This window comes from Asaia sp. W19 (assembly GCF_003994335.1).
In the GTDB taxonomy this organism is placed as follows: domain Bacteria; phylum Pseudomonadota; class Alphaproteobacteria; order Acetobacterales; family Acetobacteraceae; genus Asaia.
In genome coordinates this window covers 1-16,547 of the sequence record NZ_PNQZ01000030.1, presented here as the reverse complement: position 1 = coordinate 16,547, position 16,547 = coordinate 1, and the positions used below count along the sequence as shown (strand labels likewise).

General features: G+C 59.1%; 20 protein-coding genes. 17 read left to right on the top strand and 3 right to left on the bottom strand.

Translation table 11 applies throughout. From position 1 onward, the window contains the following. Window positions 1–118: 118 nt before the first annotated feature. A complete protein-coding gene (locus C0V97_RS07080; protein ID WP_127099502.1) occupies window positions 119–1,225 on the bottom strand; it encodes a DUF563 domain-containing protein in 1,107 nt (368 codons plus the stop codon). A gap of 265 nt (window positions 1,226–1,490) precedes the next feature. Here C0V97_RS07080 and C0V97_RS07075 point away from each other — a divergent pair, with 265 nt between their 5' ends. The 14 genes from C0V97_RS07075 (at window position 1,491) to C0V97_RS07010 (ending at window position 12,490) form a co-directional block, all read left to right on the top strand. Beyond that, the gene (locus C0V97_RS07075; RefSeq protein WP_127099500.1) at window positions 1,491–2,153 is read left to right on the top strand and encodes a CsgG/HfaB family protein; all 663 of its coding nucleotides are present in this window, start codon (window positions 1,491–1,493) and stop codon (window positions 2,151–2,153) included. A gap of 52 nt (window positions 2,154–2,205) precedes the next feature. Further along, window positions 2,206–2,631, top strand: coding sequence for a DUF4810 domain-containing protein (locus C0V97_RS07070; RefSeq protein WP_127099498.1), 426 nt, complete (start codon window positions 2,206–2,208; stop codon window positions 2,629–2,631). Then, complete coding sequence (locus tag C0V97_RS07065; RefSeq protein ID WP_127099496.1) at window positions 2,628–3,296, top strand: DUF799 domain-containing protein; 669 nt, start codon at window positions 2,628–2,630, stop codon at window positions 3,294–3,296. Before C0V97_RS07070 ends, C0V97_RS07065 begins: the two co-directional genes overlap by 4 nt. A gap of 64 nt (window positions 3,297–3,360) precedes the next feature. Next, a complete protein-coding gene (locus tag C0V97_RS07060) occupies window positions 3,361–3,552 on the top strand; it encodes a hypothetical protein (protein ID WP_127101935.1) in 192 nt (63 codons plus the stop codon). Window positions 3,553–4,001: 449 nt separating this feature from the next. Next, window positions 4,002–4,934 carry a ribose-phosphate pyrophosphokinase gene (locus C0V97_RS07055; RefSeq protein WP_127101934.1) on the top strand — a complete coding sequence of 311 codons (933 nt, stop codon included), beginning with the start codon at window positions 4,002–4,004 and terminating at the stop codon, window positions 4,932–4,934. Window positions 4,935–4,946: 12 nt separating this feature from the next. Further along, on the top strand, window positions 4,947–5,531 hold the full coding sequence (locus C0V97_RS07050) for a histidine phosphatase family protein (RefSeq protein WP_127101933.1): 585 nt from the start codon (window positions 4,947–4,949) through the stop codon (window positions 5,529–5,531). Window positions 5,532–5,924: 393 nt separating this feature from the next. Next, window positions 5,925–6,563, top strand: coding sequence for a 50S ribosomal protein L25/general stress protein Ctc (locus C0V97_RS07045; protein WP_127101932.1), 639 nt, complete (start codon window positions 5,925–5,927; stop codon window positions 6,561–6,563). Between the two features lie 20 nt (window positions 6,564–6,583). Then, complete coding sequence (pth, locus tag C0V97_RS07040) at window positions 6,584–7,162, top strand: aminoacyl-tRNA hydrolase (protein WP_127101938.1); 579 nt, start codon at window positions 6,584–6,586, stop codon at window positions 7,160–7,162. After that, complete coding sequence (gene ychF / locus C0V97_RS07035) at window positions 7,162–8,256, top strand: redox-regulated ATPase YchF (protein WP_127101931.1); 1,095 nt, start codon at window positions 7,162–7,164, stop codon at window positions 8,254–8,256. Before pth ends, ychF begins: the two co-directional genes overlap by 1 nt. Before the next feature lie 81 nt (window positions 8,257–8,337). Continuing rightward, a complete protein-coding gene (locus C0V97_RS07030; protein ID WP_127101930.1) occupies window positions 8,338–9,492 on the top strand; it encodes a glycerate kinase in 1,155 nt (384 codons plus the stop codon). A 72-nt stretch (window positions 9,493–9,564) separates the two neighbouring features. After that, complete coding sequence (locus C0V97_RS07025) at window positions 9,565–10,824, top strand: glutamate-5-semialdehyde dehydrogenase (protein WP_127101929.1); 1,260 nt, start codon at window positions 9,565–9,567, stop codon at window positions 10,822–10,824. Between the two features lies 1 nt (window position 10,825). Further along, a complete protein-coding gene (locus C0V97_RS07020) occupies window positions 10,826–11,452 on the top strand; it encodes a nicotinate-nucleotide adenylyltransferase (protein WP_233582025.1) in 627 nt (208 codons plus the stop codon). Between the two features lie 120 nt (window positions 11,453–11,572). After that, entirely contained in the window at window positions 11,573–12,025 is a 453-nt protein-coding gene (rsfS, locus tag C0V97_RS07015) for a ribosome silencing factor (protein ID WP_127101928.1), read from the top strand. Between the two features lie 9 nt (window positions 12,026–12,034). After that, window positions 12,035–12,490 carry a 23S rRNA (pseudouridine(1915)-N(3))-methyltransferase RlmH gene (locus C0V97_RS07010; RefSeq protein ID WP_199751700.1) on the top strand — a complete coding sequence of 152 codons (456 nt, stop codon included), beginning with the start codon at window positions 12,035–12,037 and terminating at the stop codon, window positions 12,488–12,490. A 100-nt stretch (window positions 12,491–12,590) separates the two neighbouring features. On the opposite strand, the gene C0V97_RS07005 is transcribed toward C0V97_RS07010, so the two are convergent. Continuing rightward, entirely contained in the window at window positions 12,591–13,376 is a 786-nt protein-coding gene (locus C0V97_RS07005; protein ID WP_233582024.1) for a CHAP domain-containing protein, read from the bottom strand. A 145-nt stretch (window positions 13,377–13,521) separates the two neighbouring features. Further along, complete coding sequence (locus C0V97_RS07000) at window positions 13,522–13,872, bottom strand: RidA family protein (protein WP_127101925.1); 351 nt, start codon at window positions 13,870–13,872, stop codon at window positions 13,522–13,524. Between the two features lie 195 nt (window positions 13,873–14,067). Here C0V97_RS07000 and C0V97_RS06995 point away from each other — a divergent pair, with 195 nt between their 5' ends. Genes C0V97_RS06995 through C0V97_RS06985 form a run of 3 tightly spaced genes read left to right on the top strand, consistent with a single transcriptional unit; the run spans window position 14,068 to window position 16,243 of the window. Then, entirely contained in the window at window positions 14,068–14,709 is a 642-nt protein-coding gene (locus C0V97_RS06995; protein WP_233582023.1) for an MBL fold metallo-hydrolase, read from the top strand. 17 nt (window positions 14,710–14,726) lie between these two features. After that, window positions 14,727–15,224, top strand: coding sequence for a DUF192 domain-containing protein (locus C0V97_RS06990; RefSeq protein ID WP_127101924.1), 498 nt, complete (start codon window positions 14,727–14,729; stop codon window positions 15,222–15,224). Between the two features lie 5 nt (window positions 15,225–15,229). Continuing rightward, on the top strand, window positions 15,230–16,243 hold the full coding sequence (locus C0V97_RS06985) for an NAD-dependent epimerase/dehydratase family protein (protein ID WP_127101923.1): 1,014 nt from the start codon (window positions 15,230–15,232) through the stop codon (window positions 16,241–16,243). Window positions 16,244–16,547 lie beyond the last annotated feature (304 nt).

The window sequence follows — 16,547 nt, the reverse complement described above, 5'->3', positions numbered from 1 at the left end:
ACTGCTCTCTTATGCCGCGTTCGGTTGCGTTCATGGCGTTGTTCCTTTCCGATGGAGGGGCACGCTGATTTGTCATCACCCCGATATGTCAATCTGTCAGGCAGAGCGGGGCTTCTGGTCAAGCCAGACCGGATGTTGCGATGGGGCGACGCTGATCTGGGAGCGTCGGAAGCGCGCAAATGCCCTGGACATCGGGTCGACAAGCCTGCGCTTCGCGCCGCCACGCCATGACGACGTGATGTGCCAGCCCAGCTGGATCGGTGATGCGGTAGTGGTTTGGCTCGACATCATCGGCGCGCAGAAAGGCGGAGACATCGAGATAAAGGGCATGATGGTGGCACACGGCGTCGATCATCCGCTGTGTACCAAAGATGTAGGTGTCGTGGTTCAGTATGATGACCGTCTTGTTTTCGAAAAAGGCGGCATTCATGAACGCTGACCCTGAAAACCCGATGAAGACGGTGTGGCTCTCCCACAAGGCGAGCTGATCTTTGACCGATAATGTCTCCGGCTGGCAGATCTCGACTCCAATGGGAGAGAGGAGTGCGCACAGGATATCGTCGCCTTCATAGCGCCGTGTCGTCGCGCCTGCGTGGCTCCGGGAGAGAAAGACAGGGTTCCCTTTGGGGGGAAGACGGCTTCTTCCCAGAATGCGGCGTCCGAGATCACGCATGAATGGCGCCCAGAGCGCATGACAATGGGCGTTTTCGACAAAGGCGGGCTCGGGGATCTCGACCTGATGAAGGAGCGTGTTTTCTGGCGGCGCAATGATGCGCGTTCGGTCAATGCCCATATTGTCGAGAAAGACGTTGATGAAGCTGTTTTCGTCGTCCATTGGCCTGTAATTGGGCGCGATATACCAGTCCGGTCTATGCCGATGATGGCGCAATCGCCAGAGGCGCTGCAGCGTACTCGTCAGGAAATGACCGAAGTGGTCGTGGAAATAGCCGAGCCAGAAGCAGCGCGCGCCCTCGGGGAATTCCGGGATCTCCCGCGCAGGTGACTCCAGCGCGATAATACTGGGGGCGAAAACGTGGAAATTGAAGGCACCCGCGATAGTCTCTCCGGCGCAATAGGTGGACGGGGCGATCAGGATCCCTGCCATCGTATAGAGCGAGTTGTGGCGCAGGATTGCACTCTCATGAACGGTCGAGCTCGGTTTTGCCGGTATGACGAGCGACCGCCCGATGACGTCGCCACAGGACTTTTCAGAATGGGTCGACATGTCATCGGGGGCCAGATTGCTTCATGGAGACAACACATTCAGCGCCTGTCACATAGTGGAGACAATACAAATCATCGTGGCTTCAGGGTCCCCGATGCATAACGGAGCCGTCATGATCTGTTCACTGAGAGTTCAGGGAGACTTCTTTTCAGACCAGACGCTTATATCGGCCATTTCACTATTTCATGATCATGTCGATTATGGGAAGAACTGTGCCGAATGTTCGATTATTGACCTTTCAATAACGATATGAGGGCTAGGGCTGATGCGCATCATTTTTGCACTACACGGTATTCTCGCATCCACTCTGTTACTGAGTGCCTGCGCCACCGAGTCTTCCCGTACTCTGCCCGTGCCGCCGGTTCAGGTTGCGCAGACAGCTTATAATGGGCCGCGCGTCCCGATTGCCGCAGGAAAATTTGCCAATCGTTCTAATTACATGAACGGTATCTTCTCGGATGGGATCGATCGTCTGGGTAACCAGGCACGAACCATCTTGCTGACGCGCCTGCAGCAATCAGGCCGGTTTTCAGTGATGGATCGCGATAATCTGGCCGAGGGGAAACAGGAGGCTGGATTTCTCAAGCAGGGTCAATCCATTCAGGGCGCGCAGTATCTGGTGACTGGGGATGTGACTGCTTTCGGTCGCAAGGAAGTCGGGGATATGCAGCTTTTTGGCATTGCGGGGCGCGGCCATAGCCAGATTGCCTATGCCAAGGTGAGCCTTCAGATCGTCAATCCCCTGACGTCGCAGATTGTTGCGACGAGCGAGGGTTCGGCCGAATACAGCCTCTCCGATCGCGAGGTGATCGGGTTCGGCAGTACAGCGAGCTATGACTCGACGCTCAATGGCAAGGTGCTCGACCTGGCCATTCAGGACGCGGTGAATCATTTCGCACAGGAGGTCGATTCGGGTCAGATTCACTGACTCTCTGTGACTTCGATCCCACTTACAAAACCAATAAATGGATTTCCAAACCATGTCTCGTTACGCAAGAATTCTGGCAGGCATAGCGCTGCCAGGAGTTCTGGCTGCCTGCTCCGGGCAGTCAACGCCGCCGCTCTATAGCTGGCAGAATTTTCAGGCTCAGCAATATCTCTACCTTCAGGGCAAGACCGATCCGCTGGCCCAAATTACCGTCATGGAAAAAGACATGGAGAAGGCGCGCGCCAAGGGGCTCTCGGTTCCGCCCGGCTTTCATGCCCATCTCGGCCTGCTTTATGCCGCAGAGGGCAAGACCGATCTGGCGCAGCAGGAATTCACTCAGGAAAAGACGCTTTTTCCTGAAGCCACCACCTATATGGACTTCCTGCTGAAGAATCTCGGTCAGGCCCCAGGCTCGTCTTCCAATTCGCCCCAGACTCAGAATGTCAGTGCGCCTCAAAATACGAAGGTGTCGTCATGAAGACTTTTTCTTTGATGGGTCGTTTTGCCGCGCTGGCGCTCTGCTTTGCCGTTACAGCCTGTGCCTCACAGGTCAAAGCTCCCGATTACACCGCTTTCAAGGCTGCGAAGCCGCGTACCATTCTCGTTTTGCCGCCGGTCAATCATACGCCCGATATCAAGGCTACCAATGGTCTGCTGTCGCAGATGTCACTGCCGCTGGCCGAGGGCGGTTATTACGTCATTCCCGTAACGCTCGAGACCGAGACATTCCGACAGAACGGATTGAGTGTTCCTGATGAAATCATTCAGGTCCCTGCTGAAAAGCTGCGTACGATTTATGGCGCCGATGCCGTGCTGTACACCACCATCACCGATTACGGCTCGGTCTATCACGTGATCAACAGCAATACCGTCGTGACAGCCAGTGCGAAGCTCGTAGATCTGAAGACCGGCTCAGTGCTCTGGACTGGAACCGGAACGGCTTCGAGCGCTGAGAAGAATCAGAATTCCGGAGCTGGTGGTCTGATCGGTGTGCTCGTTAATGCGGCTATCAATCAGGTTGTTGATAGCCTGACGGATGAGAGTTTTGTCGAAGCCGGCACAGCAGCCAACCGTCTTCTGAAGGTCGGGCCGCCCGATGGTCTGCTTTATGGGCCGCGTTCGGTGAAATATGGTACTGACTGACACAGCTGGAACCCCCTCACCCCGGTATCAGGGGCGGGGGTTTTTTTTGGGGGGAGGCTCGATCATGAGTAGATCTATTCTCCTGCAGAAGGTCGACCCCAAAGCCGAAAATGGTACGGGGAGTTTCCCGCCCGCTGATATTCGCTCCGCACTCAAGGCGATTGGCGGTCCTTTCTTCAAGGAATGGAGTGTAGACGGGGGGGGACGGGTATGGCGGTATCGGGACGGGCGAGCAGATACCTTGTACTTCTCCTGACGGGTGCACCAATTTCGGATCGTCTACCGACACGTTTCGTTTTACCGTCAAAAACGGGCAGGTCGACAGTCTCGACTGGGACCGGCCTCTCGGCCGCGAAGGCACGATCCGCGCATTGTGGCACCTCATCGAAATTCACCGACTTTCTTTGATTGATCCAAGCTGTGGTGAAGATCTTCCAATGCTCTACGTTCTTTCAGAAGCCTGTCTGGAAGATGTCGAACAAGTGTGGCCCGGTTGCAGGGAAAGCGGTGTTCATGTGTTCAGCGGCTACGAAGACTTCAGATCGCATTTCGAAAGCTGATACCCAGCACATGGGTAGAGGCGCGCACTAGGCCTGTAAAAAACGCTCTATCGACGATCCCCGATCCCCATGAGTTAATGACAGCGTGGCGCAGCATTGTTAGAAGGCCGCGTTTGCTGCCGCCCCGGACCGGAGTCGTTTCCCGATGAAGATCGTCGCCTGTAACAGTAACCTGCCTCTGGCGCGTGCCGTTGCTCAGGAATTGCGCCTCCCCCTGTGCAAGGTGTCCGTGCGGCGTTTTGCCGATGCTGAAGTCTTCGTGGAGATTCAGGAAAACGTGCGCGGCGAAGACGTGTTCGTGATCCAGAGCACCTGCTCGCCCACCAATGACAATCTGATGGAATTGCTGATCATGCTCGACGCCCTGCGTCGCGGGTCAGCCCGTCGCGTCACCGCAGTGATGCCCTATTTCGGCTATGCAAGGCAGGACCGTAAATCGGGTCCGCGTACGCCCATCAGCGCCAAGCTGGTCGCCAATCTCCTGGTTGAAGCCGGTGCCAACCGCATCCTGACCATGGATCTGCACGCCATGCAGATTCAGGGCTTTTTCGATATCCCGGTCGATAACCTTTATGCTGCGCCGCTCTTCAAGCGCGACATCAATGCCCGACATCCGAATGAAGACCTGATGATTGTCTCCCCTGACGTGGGTGGCGTGGTGCGCGCACGCCAGCTGGCGCAGCGACTGACCACCGATCTCGCCATCATCGACAAGCGCCGCGAGCGCGCCGGCGTGTCGGAGGTCATGAACGTGATCGGCGATGTGAGCGGCCGTTACTGTATCCTGGTGGATGATATCGTCGATAGCGGCGGCTCCCTGTGCAACGCCGCCCAAGCCCTGATGAATCACGGTGCCGCCGGGGTTGAAGCCTATGTGACTCATGGTGTCCTTACCGGGCAGGCGGTCGAGCGCATTACAGCCTCACCCATCAAGATGCTGACCTTGACCGATAGCATCCCCGCCACCGAGGCCATGGAAAGCTCGCCCAATATCCGGCAGATCAGCACCGCCAATCTTCTGGCGCGCGCCATGAGTGCTGTGGCAGATGAAAGCTCTGTTTCCTCGCTTTTCGATTAAGGATCGGTATTCATGCTGCTTCGTCGCCCCTTCTGGTACCTGCGCCACGGTCAGACCGACTGGAACGCCCAGAATCTTTCTCAGGGCCGGACGGACATTCCCCTGAATGCCACCGGGCGCGAACAGGCCGTCAAGGCTGGTGCCTCCCTCTCGCGCCACTGGCGCGATGGCGCAGCACCAATTGCGCGTATCGTCGCATCGCCCCTGACACGCGCACACGACACGGCACTCGCTGCTCAGCAAGCTATCGTTAGTGCGAGTGGCGTCACCCTTCCGCTCAGCACCGATCGCGACCTCGAGGAAGTGTGTTTCGGCGTGATGGAAGGCGAGCCCATGGGCGACTGGTACGACCCCTGGATCGCCGGCGAATTCACCCCCGAGGGCTGCGAAACCTTCGAAGGCCTGAAAACCCGTGCTGCCAGTGCCGTTAACCGCGCGCTCGAGCAGGACGGTATCCCCATGATCGTCGCTCATGGCGCGCTGTTCCGCGCCTTGCGCGCCGCCATGAGCCTGCCGATCAATGTCCGCCTCGCCAACGCTGTGCCGCTTTATTGCGATCCGACGGAAAATGGCTGGGTGCTGACCGCTTACGAATAAGGGAAGCGGGGCGCTGCCCCGCGCCCCGGAAAGGGACAAGCCCCTTTCATCCCGGCTTTTCTGAATCGGGATCTTAGGGGCTGTGCTCCTTCATGGGTTTCAGAGCGGAGGCCTGAGGCAGCGCAACCAGTACGGGAAGCGAGGCGCTGCTCCGTACCCCGGAAGGGACAAGTCCCTTTCACCCCCGCTTTTTTCAATCGGGATCAAAGGGGCTGCGCTCCTTTGCGGGTTTCAGGGCAGAGCCCTGAGAAGCACCCCTGTCTCCAGGCAACATGCGGGCAAATCGCCCGCCGACTCCCGAAGATCATTGCTTTGCATCCTCATTTCCGCTAAGGCGCGCCTTCACTCAGGCACCCCTGGAGGCCATGAGTGCAATGAATTTGGGAGAATACCGTGACAAATATGACGTCCCTCGAAGTCTCTACGCGCGCGAAGGCTGGTAAGGGGGCAGCGCGCGCAACGAGACGTGCCGGTCTGGTGCCGGGTGTTGTGTATGGTGGCAAGCAGGAGCCCTCGCTGATCCAGATCGATCCGCGCATCATTCACAAGGAAATGGTTCGTGGCGGCTGGCGCTCGCGCCTGTATGAACTGCCGCTCGAAGGTGGCACCGTGCGCGCCCTGCTGCGTGAAGTACAGCTGCACCCCGTGACCGATGCGCCGATCCATGTCGATTTCCAGCGTCTGGCGGCTGGCGAGAAGGTTCATGTGACCGTCGCCATTCACGTGACCGGCGAAGACAAGGCTCCTGGCATCAAGCGCGGTGGCGTGCTGAACCTGGTTCGCCACACGGTGGACGTCATGGCCGATGTGGACAACATCCCGGCGAGCTTCACGGTTGATCTGAGCGCGCTCGACATCCACGACAACGTGCGTTGGGACGATCTGACCGGCACCGAGAACGTGACGCCGGTTCTGCAGCTGCCGAACTTCGTTATCGCCACCATCGCGCCGCCGACGGTCGATGCCGAGATGGAAGCTGAAGCCGCTGCGAAGGCTGCTGCTGAAGCCGCTGCTCCTGCGAAGAAGAAGTAAGACCGCTCAGGGTGGCCGCAATGCTACTCTGGACCGGGCTCGGTAACCCCGAGCCCGGCATGCGCAGGCAGCGCCATAACATTGGCTTCATGGCTGTCGAGCGTATTGCCGAATACTACCGGTTTTCTCCCTGGCGTGCACGCTTCAAGGGAGAGACGGCCGAGGGGAGCATCGAGGGACAAAAGGTTCTTCTGCTCAAGCCCATGACCTATATGAATCTGTCCGGCGAAAGCGTGCAGCAGGCTGTACGGTTCTTCAAGATTCCGGTCTCTGACATCACGGCGTTTCATGACGAGCTCGATCTTGCCTTCTGCAAGGTGCGCGTCAAACGGGGCGGCGGCGCAGCGGGGCATAATGGTCTTCGCTCGATGGACAGGATGCTGGGGGACCAGAGCTACCAGCGCGTGCGCCTCGGTATCGGCCACCCTGGCCACAAGGACCGTGTGACGGGTCATGTGCTGGGCGATTTCGCCAAGGCCGAACAGACAGAACTTGAAACGCTTCTCGATGCCGTGGCTGCGGCGTCGCCCCTGCTGGCCAAGGGGGAACCGGAAGCGACAATGACAAAAATCGCCATGCTGTGCGGGGAGAAACGCTGATGGGCTTCAATTGTGGCATCGTGGGGCTCCCCAATGTGGGCAAATCCACCCTGTTCAACGCGCTGACGGAAACGGCAGCAGCCCAGGCGGCGAACTATCCCTTCTGCACGATCGAACCCAATGTGGGGCGCGTGGCCGTGCCCGACGCGCGTCTCGACAACCTCGCGCGTATCGGCAAGTCGCAGAAGATCCTGCCGACCAGCCTCGAATTCGTCGATATTGCCGGTCTCGTGCGCGGCGCTTCTCGTGGCGAAGGGCTGGGTAACCAGTTTCTCGCCAATATTCGCGAAGTCGATGCCATCATCCATGTGCTGCGCTGCTTCGAGGATGACGACATCACCCATGTCGAGGGCGGTGTGGACCCGGTGCGCGATGCCGAGATCATCGAGACCGAACTGATGCTGGCCGATCTGGATTCGCTCGAAAAGCGTCAGGTCTCGCTGCAGAAGCGCGCCCGGGGCAATGACCGTGAAGCGCAGCAGCAGCTCGCCATCATGGACCCCATCATCGCGGCCCTGCGTGAGGGCAAGTCTGCCCGCACCGCTGTGCCGAAAGGCGAGGAAGAAACCGCGCGCCGCCTGCAACTCATGACCACCAAGCCGGTGCTCTATGTCTGCAATGTCGAGGAAGGCTCAGCCGCCACCGGCAATAGCCATTCCGAAGCCGTGCGCAAGCGCGCCGAGGCCGAGGGGGCTGCCATGGTTGTGGTCTCTGCCGCCATCGAAGCGGAAGTCAGCCAGCTGCCGCAGGAAGAGCGCGCCGAGTTCCTCGAGGGGCTGGGGCTGAGCAATTCCGGCCTGGATCGTGTGATTGCTGCTGGTTATGGCCTGCTGGGTCTCAGCACCTATTTCACGGTTGGCCCCAAAGAGACTCGCGCTTGGACCATCACCAAGGGCACAAAAGCCCCGCAGGCTGCGGCCGTCATTCACAATGACTTCGAACGAGGCTTCATTGCCTGCGAAACCGTGGCCTATGACGACTATATTAGCTGTGGCGGTGAATCGGGCGCCAAGGAAGCGGGCAAGCTGCGTATCGAGGGCAAGGAATATGTGGTGCAGGATGGCGATGTCTTACTGTTTCGCTTCAACGTCTGAGCGATCTGCCCAGCCGCGCACCGGGACTTGACCCGATCGGCGCGGCGTGTGGAAGATAGGGGCGCTATACCCGAGGCGCCCATGGATATTCTCGTTGCCTGTGACTCGTTCAAGGAAAGCCTGACAGCCGAGGCTGTCGTTCAGGCGATTATCACCGGGTTTTCGTCAATCTTCCCTAAGGCGCGCTATCACGGCTATCCCATGGCGGATGGGGGAGAAGGCACGGCCTCTCTCATGGCGCGGGTTCTAGGCGGTCATCTCGAAACACGGATGGTATGCGGCCCGCTGGGCCTGCCGGTAGCGGCGAAATTTGCCGTGCTCGATCAGGGGCGCACAGCGTTGATCGAGCTGGCCGAGGCGGCTGGCCTTGCACAGGTTCCTCCCGAATCACGCACCCCGCTTTTTACGACGACACAGGGTGTGGGCGAGATCATGCGCGCCGCGCTCGATCTGGGTTGTCGTCATCTGGTGCTCGCGCTGGGGGGAAGCGCGACCTGCGACGGGGGGGCTGGCCTGCTTCAGGCTCTCGGTGTCTCGCTGCGCGATCTGCAGGGCCGCGAAATTGCGCAGGGCGGTGGTCCATTGGGCGCGGTGTTCTCGCTCCACAAGGAAGGACTCGACCCTAGGCTGACAGAGTGCACGATTGAAATCCTGTGCGATGTAACGGCTCCCCTTCTGGGGGAAACAGGTGCGGCCAATGTGTTCGGCCCCCAGAAAGGGGCAACGCCGCCCATGATCCCCATACTCAATGCCGCGCTCGCCCGTCTGGCGAGTCTGATCGAGGTCCATTGTGGGCGTGATCTGTCCGTTTTGCCTGGTATCGGTGCGGCCGGTGGGGCAGGGCTCGGGCTCGTGGGGCTTTGTGGTGCGCAACTTGTGCCGGGAGCTGAGGCGATTGCGCGGCTCCTCGGCCTCGAAAAAATGATGCCTGCCATGGATCTGGTCATCACGGGAGAGGGCAGGCTGGATGGCCAGACGGCGCAGGGCAAGGCACCTCAGGCCGTCGCCAGCCTCGCCCGCGCGTCGGGCAAGCCGGTCGTTGCCATAGCCGGTACGTTGGGTCAGGGCCACGAAGCCTTGTACGAAACCGGGTTCGGGGCATTGTTCAGCAGCCTCGATCGCCCTTGTTCACTGGAGGAGGCATTCAACGAAGCCGAGCCCGCTCTGCAGCGCTGTGCGCGCAATGTCGCAGCCAGCCTGGCTATCGGGCGATCTTTTCAAGCTGTGCAGGAGTGATACATAGCTGATCGTCCTTTCGCAGGTCTGGTCCCGAAAGGTACAGAAAATGCATCGCAGACAGGAGAATGCATGATGGAAGCCGCAACGAGCCCGTCCGATTTCAAGGCCCTGACCGGACCAGCGCGCGCGGCGGCACGCATTCTTGCTATTGCTCCGGACAGCCAGAGGAACGAAGCCCTGCGCGCAGCAGCCGCTGCGCTGCGGGATCATGCCGCCGATATTCTTGTGGCCAACGCACGCGATGTGGCGTCTTCCAAGGCGAGCGCCGCTTTCATCGATCGGTTGACACTCACCCCCGCACGCATCGAAGCCATGGCCAAGGGTCTCGAATCCATCGCTTTGCTGCCTGACCCTGTGGGGCGAGTGTTGTCCGAATGGACCCGCCCCAACGGGTTGAACATCCGCCGCGTCGCCACCCCCCTGGGGGTGATTGGCATGATTTACGAGAGCCGGCCCAATGTCGGGGCCGATGCTGCGGGACTATGCGTCAAATCGGGTAACGCTGTGATCTTGCGTGGGGGCTCCGAGAGCCTCAATTCGGCGCGGTGCATTCAGTCCTGTATCCAGCAGGGTCTGGAGCAGGCCGGGCTGCCCCGCGATTGCGTGCAGATCGTGCCCGATTCCGATCGTGTCCATGTGGCCTCGATGCTGGGCGCGGCAGGAGAGATCGACATGATCATCCCGCGCGGCGGCAAATCCCTGGTGGAGCGCGTGCAGCGCGAAGCACGCGTGCCCGTGCTCGCCCATGCGGATGGGTTGTGTCACACCTATATCCACCGTGATGCCGATATCGGCATGGCGCGTGAAATCCTGGCCAATGCCAAGATGCGCCGCACCGGAATTTGCGGGGCAACGGAGACGTTGCTGATCGATGACGCGATCGCCGAATCGTTGCTGCCGGTTCTGGTACAGGACCTTCATGCACTCGGATGTGCGATTTTGGGCGATGAGACAGCGCGTCGTATCGTGCATGATCTCGAGCCCGCGACCTCCGATGATTTTGCGACGGAATGGCTCGATGCCCGTCTTTCCGTAGCCGTGGTCGAGGATGTGGATGCGGCGCTCGCGCATATCGCACGCTATGGGAGCGGTCATACCGAGGCGATCATCACGGAAAACGCAGCTATCGCCGAGCGTTTCCTGAACGGGACCGATAGCGCAGTGGTGATGTGGAATGCCTCGACGCAGTTCTGTGACGGGGGCGAATTCGGTTTTGGGGCCGAGATCGGCATTGCAACCGGAAAGATCCACGCGCGGGGTCCGGTAGGATTGGAGCAGCTGACGACTTTCCGTTACGAGGTGCGGGGCACCGGACAGACACGCCCCTGACGTGCCCCAAATTCCGAAATACGGGGATGGGCGTGCGATTTCGGTCGGTTTGCTGGGTGGATCTTTCAACCCTGCTCATGCAGGCCATCTCCAGCTTGCCCGCTATGCCCTGACCCACCTGCGACTCGACCAGGTCTGGCTCATGGTCTCTCCCGGTAATCCTCTCAAGCCACGAATCGGTATGGCACCGTTTGAGAACAGGCTCGATTCGGCGCGGGCTCTGGCGGATGGACGCCGTATCATCGCGACCGATATCGAGGCGCGTCTGAACAAGCGCTATACGGTCGAGACCATTGCCCTGCTCAGGTTGCGATTCCCCAATGCGCGGTTCGTCTGGCTGATGGGAGCAGATAGCCTGGCAACGCTGACACGCTGGCGCCGCTGGCATGAACTGGCACTGCATGTGCCGATGGCGGTGGTCCCGCGACCAGGCAGTAACCGTACCGCGCTCTCGGGCAAGGCGACCCATGCACTGAGTCATTTGCGGGTGCCCGCAAGGCAGGGGCCGATTCTCTCGCGTTCGAAAGGTGGTGTCTGGGCTTTTCTTCCGGCGCCGCAAAACGGTATATCAGCGACAGCGTTGAGGGATTCTGGAAACTATCCCGCCGCGCTCTCTCTAATGCCATGACCGGAGTGTCGAGCCATCGCCAGAAAACCGTCCGACGAGACGACCACCCCAGCCCGTCGCAGCCGCGCGTCCGCTGGTGAGACCAAGACCAAACTCGCCACGGGCGAGGCTACCGCAACCCTGAAAACTGCTGGAACACCGCGCAAGAAGGCTGCCGCCGCCGGGCCGCGCAAGGCGCGTACCGCTCCGCGCGAGGGCGCAGAGCGCGAGCTGGTCGAAAAGGCGCTGGTCGTCATCACGACAAGTCTCGACGAGGACAAGGCCGAGGATATCGTGACCCTCGATCTGCGCGGCCGTGCGAGCTTTGCCGATCATATGGTCGTCGCTACCGGTATAGCCGATCGTCAGATTGCAGCCATGGCATCGCATATCGAAGACAAGCTGAACGAGATCGGCATCAAGCGTATCACCATCGAAGGCGCGAATGGCACGGATTGGGTGCTGCTCGACACCGGCGATATCGTTGTGCACCTGTTCAAGCCGGAAAGCCGCGCGCTTTACGCGCTCGAGCGCATGTGGGGCAAGGATCTGGATGACAGCGCAGCCGACGAAGCGGATACGACGGATCTCTGATCCCGCATGATCCGTATCGTTGCTGTCGGTCGCCTGAAGAGAGGGCCGGAGCGGGAGCTGTTCGACCGCTACGTCGAACGCACCCGCCCGAAAATCGATCTGATCGAGATCGCTGAATCGCGCGGGAGCGCGCTGGAGATCCGTCGCAAGGATGCTGCCGCCATTCTGGCAGCCTGCCCGGAGGGAGGCATTGTTGTCGCCCTTGACGAGGGCGGGGCGTCACCCGATTCACAACAATTTTCCACCATGCTCGAATCCTGGCTCGCGACAGGCAAGCAAGTGAGCTTTGTCATTGGCGGTGCTGAGGGGCTGGAAGCCAGCGTGATTGATCGGGCCAATTCGCGTCTGTCCTTCGGCCGCATGACCTGGCCGCATATGATCGTCAGACTACTCCTGGCCGAACAGATCTACCGCGCGCGCGCCATAAGCGCGGGCCATCCGTATCATCGCGCCGTCCGCCCCTGACAAATACGCAGCTCTGTCTTCAGCAACGGCGGTCATGAGGGCAACAAAAAAAGGCGACCCGTTTCCGGGCCGCCTTGGTGGCGATAAGCCGCGCTGACGATTAGCGCAGGTTACGGCTGGGACCTTCCAGCCCGAAAGCGTCTTCCGGGGCCTCGGCCACTTCGGTCGAGTTCATCGGATGCTGAAGGGCATCAAAGCTTGCTGTTTCAACAGAACGCGACCGTGTGGAACGATGTGCTGGGGCCGGCGTATTATTGGCCATCATCACACCGTCATCGGGACGGCCATAGATGAACCCATAAGTGGGGTAGATGCTGCCATAGGTTTCGGTCTTGCTGTTCAGCGCAACGCGAACGGCAGACCAGTCATTATTGGGGGACACGTCAATGACGCGTACGTTCTTCGCAATGCCGTTCTGCGCCCAATGAGACTGGTCGATCACGATCGTCCGATTGTCTTCGACCGCGCGAACCACGGCCACGTGGCCGTAGGGCATGCGTCGGATGGCACGAAAGTTCAGAACCGAGCCCGGCTCGGGAGCCGAACCGCGCGCGTAGACTCCGCGGGAATTCTCCCACCAGTCTCGGGCGTTGCCGCTCAGCACGACATCAGAGGCGGTTTTGGCATAGGCAACACACTGGATCACATGCCCGCCGGAACGATGGCGGCGCGGTGTGAAGCGGGTCTGATGAATGCTGACGCCGTGGCGGGAAGCACCATGATGGGCGGCATGCACGTTGTGCATGGCAGGCTTGTGAGAATTCTTCTGGCGGGCTTCAGCCTTTGAAGGCAGAACCGCGGACCCAACTAGGACTGACAGAACAGTCAGAGACGAAAAAATCGGCCTGCGGAGAAGTCTGAGGCAACTTTTCTGTCTCACGTTCATTGATTCCGTATCCGCCCATTTGTGTGTTGCATCTAGGTAACTAAGTTCACCTCGAATTGGCAACCCATGTAAGGCGGAGTCATGGCGAATTTATGAACTTTCCCCGAGAAAAATTTGTGTCGCCCCAGGGAAAGGTCAAGAGGCCTTACTTTGTTGTGATCAGCATGATCTCCACCAGCATACGCGGATCGGCCAGAACTGCCTGAACGCAAGCGCGGGCCGGTGCGGACTCCTTGGGCAGCCAGGCCGTCCATTGCTTGTTCAATGCATCACGGTCACTGATCTCCTTCAGCCAGATCTGAGCCTGCAGGATACGGGTATTATCCGTGCCATGCTGCTCAAGGAGAATGTCGAGCTGTTCCAGCACATCGGCTGTCTGAGCATCGAAATCGGCATCGAGATTGCGGGCAACCACACCCTGGGTAAAGATGAAGCCGTGATACTCGACGGCTTTGGACATGACGGGATTGGGTTCGGTGCGGATAATGCGGCTCATGATCGTCTCCTGAAAACCTGACGGTTCCGCGCAGGCTTCCCTGCTTCGGATGGGCGGAACTCTGATCCGGGGCGACCTTAGGGTCAATCCTGCGCATCTGCATGATTGCTTGAATATGCAGCCTCGGCGCGGTATCGCGCCCTGAAACCGGACTGCCAGGAATGGCAGCATGACCCGAGCCAAGGAGTAGCCGGATTGCGAGCCCGCACTATCAAGGTGACCCCCCTGCGCCAGAATTGTACGGTTTTCGAGAATCAGGAGACCGGACACGCTGTGGTGTTCGATCCGGGCGGTGATGTTCCCGAACTCCTGCAGGTGCTCGAGGGACTCACAGTCGACGCCATTCTGCTGACGCACGGGCATTTCGATCATGCTGGGGGTGCCGACGCGCTTCGTGAAAGTCTTGTCAGACGTCAGACCACTCCGGTGGCACTGATCGGCCCCGACAAGCGGGATGATTTTCTGCTGCGTTCCATCGTCGAGCAGGCGCAAGCCTTTGGACTTTACGATCTGCAGGACGCGCATCCCGATCGGTTTGTGGAAGATGGAGAGACCATCGCGCTGCCGGGGCTGACCCTGGAAGTTGCGCATTGCCCGGGACATACGCCGGGCCATGTCGTCTTTATAAGTCGCGAAGACAAACTCGCCATTGTGGGCGATACACTGTTTCGTGGCGTTGTTGGCCGCTCCGATTTCGCTTATGGCGACCATGAGGCCCTGATCGCCGGGATCAGACGCAGCTTGCTCTCTCTGCCCGATGATTTCATCGTTCTGCCAGGGCACGGACTGCCGACGATGATCGGCGAAGAAAGACACAATAACCCTTTTCTCACCTGACACGCGGGAGTGCAGACATGAACACGATTTTGCGAAGCAGTCTGCTTCTGGCGAGCCTCGGTATCGGCATGCCTGCTTTCCCGATTTCTGCGGCTGAAACCCGGCCGGTTGCTGCGCGGGCAGCGCTCGAGAAAGCGTCCCTGTCGATTACTGATCGTCAGGGCAATAAGCATGATTTCACGGTTGAGATTGCCCGCACGCAAAAAGAGAAAGAAGCCGGTGAGATGGCACGTACGAGTGTGCCGGACGGGACGGGTATGCTTTTCCTGTTCAACCCGCCCGAGGCTGCCGCGATGTGGATGCATGACACACCTGTCTCGCTCGATATCGTTTTCATCGGCGCTGACGGCCGTATCCAGGCAATTGCGGAGCGGGCCGTGCCATTCAGTGAACGTCGCCTGACCGGGCAAGGTGAATCGGTAGCCGTTCTGGAGACAGCGGCGGGCGCAATGGAAAAAGCCGGTATTGTGGTAGGTGATCTGGTGACGTCCAAAGCGCTGGTCACGGCGCACTGAGCGTCATGAAGATTTTCCTGACCGGTGCAGCTGGCTTTGTCGGCTATCACGTCGCCGAACAGCTTTTGAGCCAGGGCCATCAGGTGGTCGGCTTCGACTCGCTCAACGCGTATTACAGTGTCCGGCTCAAGCAGGATCGCCTCGCTCAACTCGCCTCGAAGCCGGATTTTACCTTTCGCCAGGGTGATCTGAGCCGTCGCGAGGACGTCGAGGCAATCTTGGGCGAACATCCTGACATCAGCCATATCGTTCATCTGGCAGCGCAGGCAGGGGTTCGTTACTCACTGGCTGATCCCGGTGCCTATGTTACGGCCAATATGATGGGCCACGTCGTGCTTCTGGAAGCAGCACGTCAACTCCCGGCCCTGCGTCATATCGTTTATGCCTCATCATCCTCGGTTTATGGGCTGAATGAGACGATGCCTTTTCGTGAAAGCGATGCGGTTGATCGACCGGGTTCTTTCTACGCTGTGACTAAACGTGCTGGTGAACTGACGGCTCACGCCTATGCCCATCTATACGGTCTGCGTCAGACCGGACTGCGTTTCTTCACAGCTTATGGCCCCTGGGGTCGTCCCGATATGGCCTACTACAAATTTGCCAAGGCGATCACAGAGGGCAAAGCGCTGACGCTTTATGAAGGCGAGGGGCTCGCGCGCGACTTCACTTATATTGATGATATCGTATCTGGCGTCCTCGCCGCCCTCATGAATGAACCCGAGGAGGGTGTCTCTCGTGTTCTCAACCTTGGAAGTGATGCTCCCACGGCGGTGAGCCATCTGGTAGCGCTCCTGGAACAGGAACTGGGCATCAAAGCCGTCATCACGACGCGTCGTCGCCCACTTTCGGATGTCGAGGCTACCTGGTCATCGCATGAAAAGATGACTCTTCTGACCGGCTGGCGCCCCGTGATCAGTCTGGAAGAGGGGGTCAAACGTTTCGTGGCGTGGTTCCGCGAATATGAGCAGATCGAGACTTCGGGAGAGATCGATTGTGAGTCGATCCGGGTATCGGAATAGAGCTTTTTTTCAGGAAAGGGGGGCGTCAGCCTCCCTTTTCTTTTCCGGCCCTGCACGTTTTTTCGAAGGGTTATGTCATTTTTTTGAAGAATGGTGTTGACGGTGGTGTGTGTGGGGTCTAAAAGCCCGTTCACCGCAGCGGACGACGCTGGGGTGGCTGCCTGAAAGACTGAGTAAGATCAGTAGTTTAGGCAGGGTTCTTTGAAAATTGAATAGGAATGGAAGGGATATGTTGGCGGCGCTTTGGTGTTGTCTGAACCAGTGGTTCTGATGATGAGAGTGCTGACTGATTTATTCTTTTTTT